The organism is Mitsuaria sp. 7, from assembly GCF_001653795.1.
In the GTDB taxonomy this organism is placed as follows: Bacteria; Pseudomonadota; Gammaproteobacteria; order Burkholderiales; family Burkholderiaceae_C; genus Roseateles.
In genome coordinates this window covers 302,948-320,204 of sequence record NZ_CP011514.1, presented here as the reverse complement: position 1 = coordinate 320,204, position 17,257 = coordinate 302,948, and the positions used below count along the sequence as shown (strand labels likewise).

General features: G+C 67.2%; 15 protein-coding genes. 9 read left to right on the top strand and 6 right to left on the bottom strand.

The annotated features are described in order from the left end of the window. Positions 1-192: 192 nt before the first annotated feature. The 8 genes from ABE85_RS01500 (at position 193) to ABE85_RS01465 (ending at position 9,717) form a co-directional block, all read left to right on the top strand. A complete protein-coding gene (locus tag ABE85_RS01500) occupies positions 193-1,608 on the top strand; it encodes a M20/M25/M40 family metallo-hydrolase (protein ID WP_067269459.1) in 1,416 nt (471 codons plus the stop codon). A 93-nt stretch (positions 1,609-1,701) separates the two neighbouring features. After that, a complete protein-coding gene (locus ABE85_RS01495; RefSeq protein ID WP_067269457.1) occupies positions 1,702-2,298 on the top strand; it encodes a 2Fe-2S iron-sulfur cluster-binding protein in 597 nt (198 codons plus the stop codon). Beyond that, on the top strand, positions 2,295-3,281 hold the full coding sequence (locus ABE85_RS01490) for a xanthine dehydrogenase family protein subunit M (RefSeq protein ID WP_067269455.1): 987 nt from the start codon (positions 2,295-2,297) through the stop codon (positions 3,279-3,281). The genes ABE85_RS01495 and ABE85_RS01490 overlap by 4 nt, the downstream gene beginning before the upstream one ends. Next, positions 3,278-5,590: a xanthine dehydrogenase family protein molybdopterin-binding subunit gene (locus tag ABE85_RS01485; RefSeq protein ID WP_067269453.1), complete on the top strand. Its 2,313-nt coding sequence runs from the start codon at positions 3,278-3,280 to the stop codon at positions 5,588-5,590. The genes ABE85_RS01490 and ABE85_RS01485 overlap by 4 nt, the downstream gene beginning before the upstream one ends. 85 nt (positions 5,591-5,675) lie before the next feature. After that, a complete protein-coding gene (locus tag ABE85_RS01480) occupies positions 5,676-6,611 on the top strand; it encodes a LysR family transcriptional regulator (protein WP_067269451.1) in 936 nt (311 codons plus the stop codon). Positions 6,612-6,680: 69 nt separating this feature from the next. Next, positions 6,681-7,670, top strand: coding sequence for a tripartite tricarboxylate transporter substrate binding protein (locus tag ABE85_RS01475; protein WP_067269446.1), 990 nt, complete (start codon positions 6,681-6,683; stop codon positions 7,668-7,670). Positions 7,671-7,681: 11 nt separating this feature from the next. Then, positions 7,682-8,920, top strand: a complete 1,239-nt coding sequence (locus ABE85_RS01470) for a CaiB/BaiF CoA-transferase family protein (RefSeq protein WP_067269444.1) — start codon at positions 7,682-7,684, stop codon at positions 8,918-8,920. Beyond that, complete coding sequence (locus tag ABE85_RS01465) at positions 8,917-9,717, top strand: enoyl-CoA hydratase/isomerase family protein (protein ID WP_067269441.1); 801 nt, start codon at positions 8,917-8,919, stop codon at positions 9,715-9,717. Before ABE85_RS01470 ends, ABE85_RS01465 begins: the two co-directional genes overlap by 4 nt. Before the next feature lie 79 nt (positions 9,718-9,796). Here the strand turns inward: ABE85_RS01465 and ABE85_RS01460 are convergent, their stop codons facing one another. From ABE85_RS01460 to ABE85_RS01440, 5 genes are all read right to left on the bottom strand, one after another. Then, positions 9,797-10,285: a hypothetical protein gene (locus ABE85_RS01460; RefSeq protein ID WP_197507168.1), complete on the bottom strand. Its 489-nt coding sequence runs from the start codon at positions 10,283-10,285 to the stop codon at positions 9,797-9,799. Positions 10,286-10,439: 154 nt separating this feature from the next. Then, positions 10,440-11,519 (bottom strand): tetratricopeptide repeat protein, encoded by a 1,080-nt coding sequence (locus ABE85_RS01455; RefSeq protein WP_067269437.1) that lies wholly within the window; start codon positions 11,517-11,519, stop codon positions 10,440-10,442. Between the two features lie 84 nt (positions 11,520-11,603). Continuing rightward, on the bottom strand, positions 11,604-12,254 hold the full coding sequence (locus ABE85_RS01450; RefSeq protein ID WP_197507167.1) for a YceH family protein: 651 nt from the start codon (positions 12,252-12,254) through the stop codon (positions 11,604-11,606). A 16-nt stretch (positions 12,255-12,270) separates the two neighbouring features. Then, the gene (locus tag ABE85_RS01445; protein ID WP_067269435.1) at positions 12,271-13,053 is read right to left on the bottom strand and encodes an SDR family oxidoreductase; all 783 of its coding nucleotides are present in this window, start codon (positions 13,051-13,053) and stop codon (positions 12,271-12,273) included. Between the two features lie 186 nt (positions 13,054-13,239). Further along, entirely contained in the window at positions 13,240-13,641 is a 402-nt protein-coding gene (locus tag ABE85_RS01440; RefSeq protein WP_067269433.1) for an OsmC family protein, read from the bottom strand. A gap of 245 nt (positions 13,642-13,886) precedes the next feature. Between ABE85_RS01440 and ABE85_RS01435 the strand changes: the two genes are divergently transcribed. Beyond that, entirely contained in the window at positions 13,887-15,572 is a 1,686-nt protein-coding gene (locus ABE85_RS01435) for an electron transfer flavoprotein-ubiquinone oxidoreductase (protein WP_067281591.1), read from the top strand. Between the two features lie 144 nt (positions 15,573-15,716). Here ABE85_RS01435 and ABE85_RS01430 read toward each other — a convergent pair whose 3' ends face one another. After that, positions 15,717-16,358 (bottom strand): FMN-binding negative transcriptional regulator, encoded by a 642-nt coding sequence (locus tag ABE85_RS01430; protein ID WP_067269432.1) that lies wholly within the window; start codon positions 16,356-16,358, stop codon positions 15,717-15,719. Between the last annotated feature and the right edge of the window lie 899 nt (positions 16,359-17,257).

The window sequence follows — 17,257 nt, the reverse complement described above, 5'->3', positions numbered from 1 at the left end:
GAGGTCTCGTGAGAATGGGTAACCCCACGACACAGTCCAGCGACACAGCCCCGCGACAGGCGGCCGCGCTGCTCGGTGTGTCCCACTTCCGAGGCTCAGGGTTTGCCGCTAGCGCCCTGCCCCCGCATTCGTAGGAGCATCGCCCGGCGCCGCGCTCGGCCAGCGCCGGTGCCTGTTCAAAGGGAGGCCCTCATGACCCGTGCCTGGTCGACGCTCGCCGTCGCGCTTGCGACCCTCATTCCCAACGTCGCGGCGCTCGCCGCGGACGCCACGCCGGCGCGCGAACTGCGCCGCTTCCACGAGATCTTCAAGGAGCTCGTCGAGACCAACACGACGAACTCCTCGGGCAGTTGCACCGTCGCCGCCGACGCGATGGCCAGGCGCCTCAAGCAGGCCGGCTACGCGGACGGCGACATGCAGCTCATCGTCCCGCCCGACGCGCCGACGAAAGGCAACCTCGTCGTGCGTCTGAAGGGCAGCGGCGAGAAACGCCCGCTGCTGCTGGTCGCCCACCTCGACGTCGTCGAAGCGAAGCGCGAGGACTGGACCCGCGACCCCTTCAAGCTCATCGAGGAGAACGGCGTCTACTACGGCCGCGGCACCTCCGACGACAAGTCGCAGGTCGCCACGCATGTGAGCAACCTCATCCGCTACAAGGAAGAGAAGCTCATGCCGAAGCGCGACATCATCATGGCGCTCACCTGCGACGAGGAGATCATCCCGTCGAAGTGGGACGGACTCGACTACCTGCTCAAGCACCACCGCCCGCTGATCGACGCCGAGATCGCGCTCAACGAAGGCGGCGGCGGCACGCTCGACAAGAATGAGCAGCCGGTGTCGTACAGCCTGCAGATCGGCGAGAAGGTCTTCGTCGGCTACGAGCTCGAAGTGACGCATCCCGGCGGCCACAGCGCCGTGCCCGTGCGGGACAACGCGATCTATCGCCTCGCCGAAGGGCTCGCGCGCCTCTCGAAGTTCGACTTCCCCATCCAGTTCAACGACACGACGCGCGCCTACTTCGAACGCGTCGCGAAGCTCGACGGCAACAAGGACATCGCGGCGGATCTCCGCGGGCTGCTGGCGAAGCCGACGGATACCGCCGCGCTGGAGCGGCTGTGGGCGAAGTCGCCGGTCTACAACTCGAGCGTGCGCACGACCTGCGTGGCGACGATGGTCGATGCCGGTCACGCGACGAATGCGCTGCCGCAGCGCGCCCGCGCGACGGTGAACTGCCGCATCCTGCCCGGCCAGCCTGCAGAGGAGGTGCGACAGACGCTGGTGAAGGTGATGGCCGACGAGCGCATCACCGTGCGCGCGACCAACGAGGCGCTGGCCTCGCCGCAGCCGCCCATGTCGCCGCTCGTGATCCAGGCGGTGGAAAGTACCGCCGCGGAGTTCTGGCCCGGCGTGCCGGTGATCCCGACGATGCTGGTCGCGACCACCGACGGCCGCTTCCTCAACAACGCGGGCATCTGGACCTATGGCGTCGGCACCTTCTCCGGCGTGGAGCCCAGCGGCGTGCACGGGCTCAACGAGCACATCCGGGTGAAGTCGCTCAACGACTTCCAGGAATTCATGTACCGGTTGGGGAAGCGTCTGGCCTCCTGATCCCCCTTCTCTGCGGTTCCGCCACCGTCGTACAGGCGACGGGCCTCGGGCTTGCCAGTTCCCGGGCTTCCTCGGCTTTGCGGAGCTTGCACCGTGTCCATCACCATCAACGGAACGTCCGTGCCCTTGCCGGACGACCCGCGCGTCTCGCTGCTCGATTTCCTGCGGGAGCACCTGCAGCTGGCCGGATCGAAGAAGGGCTGCGACCAAGGGGCCTGCGGCGCCTGCACCGTCCTGGTCGACGGCGAGCGGATCCTCGGCTGCCTCGCGCTCGCCGTGCAGTACGAGGGGCGCTCGGTCACGACGATCGAGGGCCTCGCGACCCAGGGCGGCCTGCATCCCCTGCAGCAGGCCTTCATCGACCACGACGGCTTCCAGTGCGGCTACTGCACGCCCGGCCAGATCTGCTCGGCCGTGGGCATGGCCGAGGAATGTCGACGCGGCGTGCCCAGCCACGTCACGCGTGACCTCTCCACCCGCGTCATCGCGCTGACCCGCGAGGAACTGCGCGAGCGCATGAGCGGCAATCTTTGCCGATGCGGCGCTTACAACGGCATCGTGGAGGCGATCGCCGCCACCGTCGGTGCCGATGCCGATGCCGATGCCGATGTTGGGGCCGATGTCGATGTCGACGCGAGAGCCGATGCCAGCGCCCGGGTCGACGCGCAGACCGTGGAGACCGCGCAATGAAGCCGTTCACCTACAGCCGCGCCGGCGATGCGGCGCAAGCCGTGCGGTGGGGAGCCCGCCCTGGCGCGAAGTACCTCGGCGGCGGCACCAACCTCGTGGACCTGCTCCGCGAAACGCTGGAGCAACCCGACGCGCTGGTCGACGTTACCGGGCTCGCCACCGACATCACCGCGCACGACGACGGCCGCATCACCATCGGCGCCGGCGTGCGCAACACGGCGCTGGCCAGCCACGCCGCCGTGCGCGAGCGCTTCCCGGTGCTGTCACGCGCGATCGTGGCCGGGGCCTCCGCGCAGATCCGCAACATGGCGACCGTCGGCGGCAACCTGATGCAGCGCACGCGATGCGCCTACTTCTACGACGACGATGGCTCCCGCTGCAACAAGCGCCAACCTGGGCAAGGCTGCGACGCGGTCGACGGTTTCAACCGCATGCACGCGATCCTGGGCGCGTCGTCGCACTGCGTGGCGACGCATCCGTCCGATCTATGCGTGGCGCTCGCAGCGCTGGACGCGGTCGTGCATCTGCGGCACGCGGACGGCGACCGGTCGCTGCCGCTGGTTGATTTCCATCGCCTGCCGGACGATCGTCCCGACATCGACACCCAGCTGCGTCCGGGCGAGTTGATCACCGCCGTGGAACTGCCGGCGCTGCCCTTCGCGACCCGGTCCACCTACCGCAAGGTGCGCGATCGATCCAGCTACGCCTTCGCGCTGGTCTCCGTCGCGGCGGCGCTCGAACTCGACGGCGACGCGGTGAAGGACGTCCGCCTCGCGCTTGGCGGAGTCGCCCACAAGCCCTGGCGCGCATTCAAGGCCGAAGCGCACCTGAGGGGCAAGCCGGCCACGGAAGCCAGCTTCCTCGCCGCGATCGATGCGGAACTGGCCGACGCCCGGCCGCTGCGCGACAACGCCTTCAAGATCGATCTCGCGCGCCGCACGGCGACCGCCGTGCTGCGCCAACTGACGGAGACCCAGCCATGAGCCTGCTCAAGGATGCCGCGACCGCGGCGATGAAGAAGGCCATCGAGGTCGCGCCCGATGCCTGGATGCCGGGCGGGAAGCCCGATCCGCTGATCGAGCGCCGCGCGGGACTCGTCGGCGCGTCGGTGTCGCGGGTCGACGGGCCGCTTAAGGTGAAGGGGGAAGCGCGCTTCGCTGCCGAGTTCCCCATGGACGGTCTGCTGTACGCCGCGCTCGTCTACAGCACCATCGCCAAGGGGCGCGTCTCCACGCTCGACGTCGCCGGGGCCGAATCGGCCGCCGGTGTCGCCCTGGTGATGACGCATCACAACGCGCCGAAGATGAAACCGTCGCCGCTGTTCCTGACCAAGGAGAAGGCCGCCGGTGGCGACGATCTGCCGGTGATGCAGGACGACCGCGTCCACTGGAACGGCCAACCCATCGCGCTGGTGCTCGCCGACTCCCAGGAGCAGGCCGATCACGCCGCATCGCTGATCCGTGCGACCTACGAGACGGAAGCGGCGACGACCTCCTTCGACGATGCCAAGGCCAAGGGCACGAAGACTGGCGTCTTCCAGGGCGAGCCGCTGCACACCGAGGTCGGCGATGCCGAGACCGCCCTGCTCGCCGCGCCGCACCGCGTGGACGCGATCTACACCACGCCGCGCTACAACCACAACCCGATCGAGCTGCACGCGGCGACGCTGGCGTGGCACGGCGAGGAGCTCCACGTCCACGACGCGTCCCAAGGCGTGGCGCATTGCGCCTGGACGCTGGCTCAGATCTTCGACCTGGACGAGAAGCAGGTGCACGTCACCTCGCCCTTCGTCGGCGGCGGCTTCGGCAGCAAGACGCTCTGGCGCCATCAGGTGCTGGCCGCGGCGGCGTCGCGGCTGGTCGGGCGACCCGTGCGCATCATGCTGTCGCGCGCGGGCGTGCACCGCATCGTGGGCGGGCGGACCTGCACCGAGCAGCGCGTCGCCATCGGCGCGCAGGCCGACGGCCGCTTCGACGCGCTGATCCACACCGGCACCGTCGCGATGACCCCGCACAACAACATGCCGGAGCCCTTCATCCTGCCGGCGCGTTGCGTGTACAACGCCGGCAGCTTCAAGCTGGACGTGCAGACCGCCGAGGTCGACATGCTGGCCAACACCTTCATGCGCGCGCCCGGCGAGTCGGTCGGGACCTTTGCGCTGGAGTCGGCCATCGACGAACTGGCCGTCGCCTTGCAGATGGACCCGATCGCGCTGCGCCTGCGCAACGAGCCGCAGAAGGACCCGACCACCGGCACGCCGTTCTCCTCACGTCATCTGACCGAGGCCTGGCAGTCCGGCGCGGAACGTTTCGGCTGGCGGCACCGGCAGCCCCGGCCGGGCGTGGACCGCGACGGCGAATGGCTGGTCGGCATGGGCTGCGCGACGGCGACCTATCCGTACTACCGGATGCCGGGCGGCGCCGCCAGGATCACCTTGTCCTCCGCAGGCCGGGTCCATGTGCAGATCGCCGCGCATGAGATGGGCATGGGGACCGCCACCGCGCAGACGCAGATCACCGCGGAGCGCCTGGGGCTGACGATGGCCGACGTGACCTTCAGCTATGGCGACTCCGGCTTTCCCGGCCTGGTGCTGGCGGGCGGCTCCCAGCAGACGGCCTCCATCGGCAAGGCGGTGATGCTGGCCTGCGAGGCCTTGATCGAAGGGCTCCTGAAACTCGCCGACCGCTCGTCCCCGCTGCATGGATTGAAAGCGGACGACGTCGAGGCGCGCGACGGGGCGCTCGTCAGCCGGCAGGACCCGGGCCGGCAGCAACGGTTCGCGGACCTCCTCGCCGGCGCGAAGCGCGAGGACCTCACGGTCGAGGCCAGCGCGCCGCCGCCGCTGGAGATGCAGCACTGGTCGATGCACTCCTTCGGCGCGATGTTCTGCGAGGTGCGGGTGAACGCGGTCACCGGCGAGCCGCGCGTCAGCCGCTTCCTGGGCTCTTTCGACTGCGGGCGCATCATCAATCCGAAGCTGGCCTCCAGCCAGTTCCGCGGCGGCATCGTGATGGGCCTGGGCCTGGCGCTGACCGAGGAGACGCAGTTCGATGAACGCAACGGCCGGATCATGAATCCGAGCCTGGCCGAGTACCACGTCCCGGTGCACATGGATGTGCCCGACATCGACGTGATGTGGACCGACATCGCCGATCCGCACACGCCGATGGGCGCGCGCGGCGTCGGCGAGATCGGCATCACCGGCGTCGGCGCGGCGGTGGCGAACGCCGTCTTCAACGCGTGCGGCCGCCGCGTGCGCGACCTGCCCATCCGGCTGGACCAGTTGATGTGATCCCTCCGGGCGGGGAGCGGGCGGAGGTGCCCGGACGGTGTCGCGGGCAGCGGCAGAATCCGGCATCTCCCCTGAGCGACCCGCCATGACGCTGAAGCTCCCCGCCCGTCCGCACTTCGATCTCACGACGGTGCACCTGTTCATCGCCACGGCGGAGCTCGGCAGCGTCACGCGCGCGGCGGAGCGCCTGCACATCGCGCCGGCCGCGGCCTCGCGGCGCATCGCCGAGCTGGAAGCGCAATTCGGCCTGCCGCTCTTCCTCCGCCGCCCGCACGGCATGGCGTTGACCGACGCCGGCCGCGCGATGCTGGCCCACGCCCGCAACATCACCCACACCGTGCTGCGCATGCAGGACGACGCCGCGTCCTTCGTCGGCGGTGCGCAGGGCGTCGTGCGGCTGGCCGCGCCGAAGTCCGCCGTCCTGCAGTTCGTCCCCGCCGACATCGAGCGCTGCGCCGCCGCCTGCCCCGGCGTGAGCATCGACCTGCAGGAGATGAACAGCCTCAACGTCCAGCAGGCGCTCACGCGCGGCACCGCCGACATCGGCATCTTCGAAGCCTCGCTCGGCGCCGTCGACCTGCCGACGATGCCGTATCGCGCCGACGAGCTCGTGCTGGTTGCGCCGCGCGGTCATGCGCTCTTCGCGCATGCGCCCGCGACGCTCGACAACATCCTCTCCTGCGACGTCATCGGACTCGGCGAAGGTTCCGCCATCTCCGCCCTGCTGGAGAAACTCGCCAACGAGTCCGGACGCCTGCTGCGCATGCGCATGCGGGTCGGCGGCTTCGACAGCATCGCGGCGCTGATCGCGCAGGGGCTCGGTATCGGCGTGATGCCCAAGGCCGTGGCGAAGACCGTCGCGGGCGGCGCCCGCTTCCTGCGCGTGGAGATCACCGAGCCCTGGGCGCATCGCCAGTTCGTCCTGTGCTGCCGGCCCGCCGCCAGCCTGTCGCCGGCGGCGGTCAGCGTCGCCGAAGTCTTCGCGCGTACGAATTTCGCGAAACCTGATCCGCTGAATTAGCGATGGCCGGCGGCCCCCTCGTTGCTCAATAGTCGGCCCCACAGACCAACGACAACGACGGAGACAACGATGCGCCGCAGAACCTTCACTAGCGCCGGCCTGGGCGCCCTCGCCCTGCCCGCGCTCACGCTCGCGCCCAGCCTGCTGCGCGCGGCCCCGCTGCCCACCACCCCCATCCGCATCATCGTCGGCTTCGCCGCCGGCGGCGGCACCGACGTGCTGGCCCGCGTGCTCGTGCAGAAGCTCAGCGTCATGTGGGGCACGCAGGTGCTTGTCGAGAACAAGCCCGGCGCCACCGGCGTCATCGCTGCGGACTACGTGGCCAAGCAGCCGGCCGACGGCACCACCCTGCTGATGGCGCACGTCAACAGCAACGCCATCGCCCCGGCGCTGATGCCCAACGTCAAGTACGACCCGCGCCGCGACTTCTCCCCCATCGTCATGGTCGGTGTCACGCCCAACGTGCTCACCTGCGTGGACACGCAGAAGGTCCGCACCGTGCCGGAGATCGTCGAGCTCTGCCGCAGCAAGCCGGGTCAGGTCTCGTTCGGCTCGTCGGGCATCGGCTCGGCGCAACACCTGGCCCTCGAGATGTTCATGCTCGCCACCAAGGTCAAGGCCACGCACGTGCCCTACAAGGGCTCGTCGGCGCTGCTGGTCGACCTGATGGGCGGCCAGATCGACTTCGCCTTCGACACGATGACCGCGGCCACGCCCTTCATCAAGCAGGGCAAGGTCACCGCGATTGCGCAGACGCGCATCAAGCGCGCGAAGAGCTACCCCAACGTTCCCACGCTGGCGGAGTCGGGCTGCCCCGGCCTGGACGCGGCGTCGTGGTACGGCCTGGTCGGTCCCAAAGGCATGCCCGCCGAGATGGTCCAGCGCATGAATCAGGACGTGAACAAGGTGCTCGCGCTGCCTGAGATCGCCGCGAAGCTCGATGAATTCGGGGCGGAAGACGCCGGCGGCACCAGCGAGAAGTTCGGCGCCTACATCCAGGCCGAGTGCACGAAGTGGGCGAAGGTCGTGAAGGACGCGAACGTGCGTGTGGAAGCCTGAAGGGAGTACCGATGACTGCATCGACTGAATCCGCGCGGCCGCTGCCGCTCAAGGGCGTGCGCGTGCTCGACATCAGCCAGGTCATGGCCGGCCCGTATGCGTGCATGCTGCTGGCCGACCTCGGCGCCGACGTCGTGAAGATCGAGCCGCCCGAAGGCGACCAGACCCGCGGGGCCATGGGATTCAAGATGAAGGGGCCCGACAGCATGGGCTTCCTCAACATGAACCGCAACAAGCGCAGCGTGACGCTGGATCTGAAGTCCGAGGCCGGCAAGCACGTGCTGCTGCGCATGGCGAAGGAAGCGGACATCCTCATCGAGAACTACCGCCCCGGCGCGATGAAGCGGCTGGGCATGGACTACGAGACGCTGAGCGCGATCAATCCGGCGCTGGTGTACGTGAGCATCTCGGGCTTCGGGCAATCGGGACCGTGGTCGGAACGGCCGGGCTTCGACCTGATGGCGCAGGCGATGTCCGGCGTGATGAGCGTGACGGGGTATGCCGACGGTCCGCCGGTGAAGGCCGGCGTGCCGGTGGCCGACATCGGTTGCGCGCTGTTCGCGGTCTACGGGGCGCTGTCCGCGTACATCGGTGCGAAGGCCAGCGGCCGCGGGCAGTACGTGGATGCGTCGCTGTTCGACTCGGCGCTGGCGTTCTCGGTGTGGGACACCTGCGAGTACTGGGGCACCGGCCGCGAGCCGACGCCACTGGGCACGTCCAACCGCATGAGCGCGCCGTACCAGGCGGTGAAGGCGTCGGACGGCTACTTCGTGATGGGCGCGACGAATCAGAAGCTGTGGACGAAGCTCTGCACCCTGCTGGAGCGGCCGGACCTGCTGGCCGAGGAACGCTTCGGCTCCGTGGCCTTGCGGCTCGCGAATCGCGAGGAGCTCATCGATTCGCTGGAACGCAGCTTCGCGCAGGACACCACCGAGCACTGGATCGACCGCATGCTGGCCGCGGGCATCCCGGCCGGCCCGATCCTCACCTACCCGCAGGCGTTCAACAGCGAGCACGGCAAGCATCGCAAGATGCGCATCGAGATCGAGCATCCGAACGAAGGCAGCGTGCCCAACATCGGCTTCGCGGTGAAGCTGCTGGGTACGCCGCAGGAAGTGCGGCATCCGCCGCCGTTGCTGGGACAGCACATCGACGAGGTGATGGCGGAGTACGGCATCGGAGCGGCGGAACTGCGCGCGCTTGCAGACGCCGGCGCCTTCGGGGAGAAGCGCACAAAGGCGAGCGCATGAGCGAGAGCACAAGCCAAGGCGCTACGCGCCTGAGCCGCGATGGCGCGATCGCCACGATCACCTTTGACCGACCCGAAGCGCGCAATGCGATGACGTGGGAGATGTACGGGCAACTCGCGAGTCACTGCGAAGCGCTCGCGATCGATCGGGAGATCCGCGTCGTCGTGTTTCGCGGCGCGGGCGGTCAGGCGTTCGTCGCCGGCACGGACATCGCGCAGTTCCTCGCGTTCCGGGACGGCGCACTCGGCGGAGACGACGGCGTCGCCTACGAGCGGCGCATCGACCACGGCATCCAGCTCATCGAGCAACTGCCGATGCCGACGGTCGCGGTGATCGAAGGCTGGGCGGTCGGCGGCGGTCTGGCGATCGCGACAGCCTGCGACTTCCGCATCGCGACGACGGATGCGAAGTTCGCCGTGCCCATCGCGCGCACGCTGGGCAATACCCTGTCGGCGGCCAACATCGCACGGCTGCAGGCCGCGTGGGGGACGCAGCGCGTGCGGCGCATGCTGCTGCTGGCGGAATCGATGCTCGCGGACGAGGCGCTGGCGTGCGGCTATCTGCAGGCGGTCTGCGCCGCGAGCGAGCTGGACGCCGCGCGGGATGCGCTCTGCGACAAGCTGAGCCCGCTCGCGCCGGTGACGCAGGCGGTGAGCAAGGAGATCCTGCGCCGCCTCACGTCGAGCAACCTGCCCGACGTCGACGACCTGATCCGGCAGTGCTACGGCAGCGCGGACTTCCGCGAGGGCGTGGGGGCGTTCACGGAGCGGAGGAAGCCTGAGTGGAAAGGCCACTAGCGAACTCAACGGGTATTGAGCGGTCGAAGCGTTCAACCGAGCCTTGGAAATGAGCAACGCGGGCTCACCTTAAGCGCTCTTACGCTTTAAGGTCCTCGTCATAACCAGACAAGATATTTTCATCAATGAACTTCAGACGCGCAGCAAGTTGCTTGGCCGTCTCCCTCGTCGCTGGCGCATTGACGGGAATGAGTCCGTCGACGGAATCGCCGCGATCGATCGCTTCAATCCACTCCCGCATCGCCCCCATGTAGGAATCCAGAGCTGTCGCGGGATTCGGGCTCTCTTCGCATGTGATGTAGGCGGGCGGCAAGTCTCCGACGACGATCCACACCCATTCGTCAATCGCCTCGCTTATGCCTTGAATCTTGAACAGGAACACGCCGACTATCCCGGGAAAGATGAAGCCCACGTACTCCTCTTCCACCGCCACGCACCACTTGAAAGATGTCAGGAAGCCCTTAGCCTCCTGGTGTAGCGCTGCAATCCTCACTGCATCGTCGTCCCTGGAGCCCGAACGCTCAAAGTAGGTGTTCCATTCAAAAACCTTGGACATGTCTGGCTGCATGGTCATCTCCGCATTCTCCAGCGAGCGTAGTCACCGGCGTCACGCCGCTTCGTCCATCAACACGCCCGAAAAGCAGCCACCTTCGGCAGCGTCGCGCATTCGGTCGACGGCTTTCATCCGATCGGACTGAGCGTCGGTCGCGACGCATCAGGGATCAGCGCCGCGCGCTTGCGGCGGCCTCCAACACGGCCATCGACGCGCGCACACGATCGATTCGTTCCGGGCTCCACAGCGGAAAATCCGGCTGCGCGTAGGCCTTGCAGATCGTCACGACCTCGTCGGGAGACTTCCCGAGGAAGGTCTGTTTCAGGACACTCAAGGTCACCGCGGCCCTGACCGCCTCAACCGGGTTCGCCGGCGAGTTGGCTGGAGGAAACATCGGGAGCGAGCGATTGAAGCGGAGCTCGACCTCAGTGCGAAGCGTGGCGTTCTCCTTCTGCCATGACTCGTACTTGGCGGCTCGGCCCGGCTCACCCGTCGGATCCTCCTTCCGGCAGTAGCGAAGCACCGCCTCCGGGCCCACCTGCCATGCCCCGATGACGCCGAGATGCATCTGCATCGCGTAAGTGTCCTTGGCATCCGTGGCGCCCGCGGCATCCACGCTGGGGGTCGTCTGAGCGGCGTCCTTCCGCCATGGCGCACCCATCGCGGCGTCGCGCACACGATGCAGCCATCGGGCCGATTCGACGGGGTTCGCCGGGACCAGCTCGCCATCCTCGTAGAACTTGATCAGCGCGCGCTGTGACGCCACGTCGCCTTGATTCGCGGCCTTGAGAAACCATTCCTCCGCGGATCTGCCATCCGCTTTCCCAAGGGCGCCCGTGGCGTAGAGGTAGCCCAGCATGTACTGCGCCCGTCCGGCACCTTGTCCCGCCGCCTTCAACGCCCAGTCCCTGGCGGCACCAGCATCCTTCTGCGTGCCCTCCCCGGCCAGATACATGAAGGCCACGTTCGCCTCTGCCGCACAGAACGCCTGGTCGGCAGACTTGCGGTACCAGTCGAGGGATGACGCGGCATTCCTCGGCATCCCGAGGCCGAGTCCCGCACGACGGCCGAGTTCGTTCTGCGCGGCGGCATCACCGCGCTCCGCGCTGGTCTTCACCGTCTCCAGCGAGGCTCCGGAAAATTGCCTGGATCTGGCGTCGTCCTCGGCGCCACAGCTGGCTGCCGCCGAAAAGACTGCGGCGGCGGCTGGCGTCAGGGCGAGAAAACGAAGGAGCTTCTGCACTTGCATCAGACCTGGAGGATCAAATCCTGAGGGATCAATCGCGAGGAACCCGATCGGCTGAAGCAGGTGAGCGTACGGAGCGCCCCCGCTTCAATCGGTGATGCCGAGCTCCGACTGGATCTTCGCCACTGCCGCCTTCAACTGATCGACTTCGGCCCGCAGCGCCGCGATCTCTTCATCGCGCGCGCTATTCGATGACGAGCTGGCGCTCGATGAGGACGCCGACGCCACGTACACCGGCACCGCCGGTTCGCCGCTCAGCAGATGCGCCCACCGCGCCTCGCGCGCGCCAGGCGCCTTCGCCAGCTTCACCGCCAGCGCGGGCTCGCGCGCCGCGAGCTCGTCGAGGAATCCCTCCACCGACGACACGTCCGCGAAGCGATGCAGCCGCTCGCAGTTCAAGCGCAGTTCCGCCGAGGTCTGCGGCCCGCGCAGGATCAGCACCGACAACAGCGCCTCCGCCTGCCTCGGCACGCCCAGCACGCGCTTCATGTTGTGCTCGAACCGCGCCACGCGGCTGCCGCTCACCGTGTTGACCAGGCTCATCGCCTTCAACTCGTCCAGCACCGCGGCCACGTCGGCCTCGCTCGCGTTCATCACCGGATCGCGCGCGGTCTTCTGGTTCACGCCCAGCGTCAGGCTGTTCAGCGACATCGGATAACTGTCCGGCACCGTGGACTCCTTCTCCACCAGCACCGCCAGCACGCGCGCTTCCAGCGCGCCCAGTTCTCTCACAGCCATCGGCTCGCTTCTTTCCTCAAACCCCGAATCCGTCGTCCGCCTGGATGACCGCGCCGTTGATGAAGCGGCTTTCCTTCGCGCACAGCATCAGCAGCGTCGTGTCCAGGTCCTGCGGCATGCCCACGCGCTTGCGCGGCAGCAGTTCCACCAGCTTGCGGCCCTGGTCGGTCTGCCAGTGGTGGTGGTTGATCTCCGTGTCGATGTAGCCGGGGCAGATGGCGTTGACGTTGATGTCGAACTTGCCCCACTCCAGCGCCATCGCCTTGGTCATGTGGATGACCGCCGCCTTGCTCATCGCATAGACGCCGATCTGCGACAGCACCCGCAGCCCCGCCATCGACGCGATGTTGACGATGCGGCCGCCCGTGTAGGTGCCCGGCGCCGCGCCGCGCGCCCGCGCCAGCATGCGCTTGCCCACTTCCTGCGCGACGAAGAACGCGCCGCGCACGTTCGTGTCCATCACGAAGTCGAAATCCTCCGGCGACACGTCGACCAGCCGCTGCGTCGTGCTGACGCCGGAGTTGTTGATCAGGATGTCCAGCGTGCCGACTTCCGTCTCCGCCCGCGCCACCGCCGCGGCGATGCTCTCCAGGTCGGTGACGTCCATCTGCACCACGTGCGCGTCGCCGCCGCCGGCCTCGATCTCCGCGCGCAGGTCCTTCAGGCGGTCCACGCGTCTGGCCGCCAGCACCACGCAGGCGCCCGACTTCGCCAGGGTCCTGGCGAACTGCGCGCCCAATCCGCTGGACGCGCCCGTGACGAGGGCTACGCGGCCCTCCAGATCGATGCTGTAGCTCATGGCAAGGTCTCTCGCAAAACTTCTCGTGTGACCGGACAGGTGCCGATCACGATAGCACGCAAGACCCGCCCCACGATGATCCTCCCGCGACAGCGTCCAGCGCCGAACCGATCGCGCGCCGGGCGCACGCGACAGGGTTCGATGTCAGCCCTCTGTCGGCCCGATGCAGCCCCGACGCCGCCCGGCTCACCCGGCCATCACCGTCTCGATCTCCGTCTTCACCTGCGTCATCAGCTTGTGCACCGGGCACTTGTCGGCCACGGCCAGCAGCTGCTGGCGTTCCTCGTCGCTCAGGGTGCCGACGAAGGTCAGCGTCGCCTTGAGCTTGTAGAGTCCCTGGCGCTCCTGCGAACGGTCGCTCTCCACGTCCACCAGCACGTCCTCCAGGGCCATGCCCTTGCGCCGCGCGTACCAGAGCACCGTCAGCGCCTTGCAGGACGCCAGCGCGGCGTCATAGAGCTCGTGGGCGTCGGGGCCGGCGTCCTCGCCGCCGCCTTCGACGGATTGGTCCGCCGTCAGCACATGCTTGCGGATGCTCACCGTCTGGCGCATCGGGCCGGTCTTGTCGCGTTGAACGTGAATGCTCATGGGGGTCCTCGAAGAGTGTCTGCAGTCGCGCCGCATCGTACGGCGAGGCCCCGTTCCGCGCCGCCTCCCGTTCGGGGCAAGGCCCGTCCCCGGCCCGTCCTCCGCCTATAAAAAGCACGATCGTTCTTTTTTCTCCATCACACAGCTAGAATGCGCCGCAAACCGCCCCAGCCAGACAGCGAGCCGGCCCCCGCCGATCCGCGCGTGCACGGCCAGGACTCCGACTAGAACGAGCAAGGATGACCATGACCTCCGAAGAACTCATCGCCCAGTACGGTCCGCGCGACAGCATGGAATACGACGTCGTGGTCGTCGGCGGCGGTCCCGCCGGCCTCGCCACCGCGATCCGTCTGAAGCAGATCGCCGCGGAGAAGGGCCAGGAGATCTCGGTGGTGGTGCTGGAGAAGGGCTCCGAGGCCGGCGCGCACATCCTGTCCGGCGCGGTCATGGACCCGCGCGCGATCACCGAGCTGTTCCCCAACTGGAAGGAACTCGGCGCGCCGCTGAACCAGGCCGTCACGGCCGACCAGGTGCTCTTCCTGAAGGAGTCCGGCCACACCGACACGCCGCAGGCGCTGATCCCGCGCTGCTTCCACAACCACGGCAACTACGTCATCTCGCTGGGCAACGTCACGAAGTGGCTGGCGCAGCAGGCCGAGGCGCTGGGCGTGGAGATCTTCGCCGGCTTCGCCGCCGCCGAGGTCGTCTACGACGAGCAGGGCCGCGTGAAGGGCGTGGCGACGGGCAACGTGGGCGTCGGCAAGGACGGCGAGCCGCATGAGAGCTTCCAGCTCGGCATGGAGCTGCACGGCAAGTACACGATCTTCGCGGAAGGCGCGCGCGGCCATCTGGGCAAGCAGCTGATCGCGAAGTTCCAGCTCGACGCGGGCAAGGATCCGCAGACCTACGGCATCGGCATCAAGGAGCTGTGGGAAGTGCCGGCCGACAAGGCGCAGCCCGGCCTGGTCGTGCACACCGCCGGCTGGCCGCTGGACAACGCGACCTACGGCGGCGGCTTCCTGTACCACCTCGAAGGCAACAAGGTGACGCTGGGCTTCGTGGTCGGCCTGGACTACCAGAACCCGTGGATGTCGCCCTTCGAGGAGATGCAGCGCTGGAAGACGCATCCCTCGATCCGCAAGCACATCGAGGGCGGCAAGCGCCTGGGCTACGGCGCCCGCGCGATCACCGCGGGCGGCCTGCTGAGCCTGCCCAAGCAGGTCTTCCCGGGCGGCGCGCTGGTCGGCGACGACGCCGGCTACCTGAACGCCGCGCGCATCAAGGGCAGCCATGCGGCGATCAAGTCCGGGATGATGTGCGCCGAGGCCATCGCCGAGGCGCTGGCCGCGGGCCGTTCGTTCGACGAGCTGAGCGCCTATCCGGCCGCCTTCGAGAAGAGCTGGCTGCGCGAGGAGCTGGATCAATCGCGCAACTTCAAGGCCTGGTTCAAGAAGGGCACGATCGTCGGCTCGCTGATGACGGGCATCGAGCAGTGGCTGCTGCCCAAGCTGGGCATCAAGAGCCCGCCGTGGACGCTGCATCGCGACAAGCCCGATCACGTCTTCCTGCGCCCCGCGTCGGAGATGCCGAAGATCGAGTATCCGAAGCCCGACGGCAAGCTGACCTTCGACCGGCTCTCGTCGGTGTTCGTGTCCAACACGAACCATGAAGAGAACCAGCCGGCCCATCTGACGCTGAAGGACAACAGCATTCCCGTGCAGGTCAACCTGGCGAAGTACGCCGGCCCGGAAGCCCGCTACTGCCCGGCTGGCGTCTACGAGTTCGTGAAATCGGATGACAACGTCGAGCGCCTGCAGATCAACGCGCAGAACTGCGTGCACTGCAAGACCTGCGACATCAAGGACCCGACCCAGAACATCGTCTGGGTCACGCCGGAAGGCGGCGGCGGACCGAACTATGTGAGCATGTGATCGAAGGCGGCTCGACGCCGCGCCGTTCCAACAAAGAGAAGGCCCGCTTGCAGCGGGCCTTCCTTTTGGGCGACGTCGATCCACGTCAGAACATTTGGCAGCGGATCACTGCAGCAAGACCTGACCCCGAGAGCGATCCCTCGCTCAACGAGGCGCCAGTTCCCTCACCCATCTCGCAAGGATCTGCTCCTCCAGCGAGCCGTGGTGCTCCTGATGCGCGAGGATGCGCTCGCGCTCGACGGCGCTGCGGTTCTGGCTGATCTTGGCCTTCATCGTCCAGCGCTCGACCGGCACGCGGAAGCCGACGATCGCGCCCAGCATCTTGCGTTGGAAGTCTTCCGGCAGACCGCGCCATTGCGCGGCGTAGTCGGGTTCCTGCGTCGCGATCAGACGCTTGAGCAGCGCGTCCTTCGCATGCTCCTCGTCGATGATCTGCACGCGGCCATGGACCTGCAGGGTCAGGTAGTTCCACGTCGGCACCGACAGCGGCGTGTCGTAGTGGCTCGGCGAGATGTAGGCGCCAGGACCGTTGAACTGCACGAGCACTTCGCCGAGCTCCGGCGACATCATGGCGGCGATGTGCGGGTTCGCGCGCGCCAGGTGGCCTTCGAGCCACCAGCCCTCGCCGTCCGCCGGATCGGTCGGCGCACCCCAGATCATCGGCACCGGCGTCGCCGACAGGCCGTGCGTCGGATCGATCAGCATCAGCGTGGACAGCGGATGCTCCTGGATCATCAGCCGGGCATGCGACAGGTCCGGCAGGTTGAAATGCTTGGGCGTGTACATGCGATGACTTTAGGACACATCACCCGAAGACCGCTGAAAGTTTTCCTGACCCACTCCGGTAGTCTGGAATGCCATCAACCACTCCGGAATGCGGAATCCCGCAGCTTGCGCTGCGAGGATCGCCAGCGGAACGTACCGATCGATCGTGCACCGGTCGATTGCCCATAGACGTTCCAACCGGGATCAACGCGAACGTTCATCGTCCTGCAGGTTGACGATGACACCTCCGACAAATCAGTAGAAAGTCATCTGGCCCAAGAAGGGCGGACACCGGGAGGAACCATGGACGATTACTGCGTCAACAAGGCGAGCCAGGCCAATGGCGATCACGAGGTGCACAAGCGAGGGTGTCAATACTGGCCCGCACCTCAGAACGTACAACTACTGGGAATGCATGCGAACTGTGCTGGTGCCGTCGCGGCCGCCCGCCAGTATTTTTACCAAGTGAACGGCTGTAGGACTTGTTCAAATCCTTGCCACACTCAGTGATCGATCTTGCGAGAGTCGTTGAGCTTTTGTGATCACCTGCGGCTCTAACTGAATCCCTTCAGAAGAGCCCATCGCCCCTTAATCGCAGGAGAACCGCGAAAGTGGATCTTCGCTGTAAGTGAAACAGTGCCACCGAACCTTCCGCGAGCGAAAGTTGCCCGCGACAGCAAGGGAGTGCCAGGATGGGCAGGCGCCGTTCGACCGGAACGGTCGCGCATTCGCGAGGCGATGACTAGCAAAAATTGCCCATAACGCCACAAATCCGTAAGAAAATTGTGGTCTATATCCGGCAAAAATCCCCATGAGGATATGGATCGCGAGTGCGATCAGCAACACATCTGAGCCAAATGCGATGCGCAAACCGCACTGCAGCATCGAGGTAACCCTATGTCTGCACGGAGGAAAAAGTC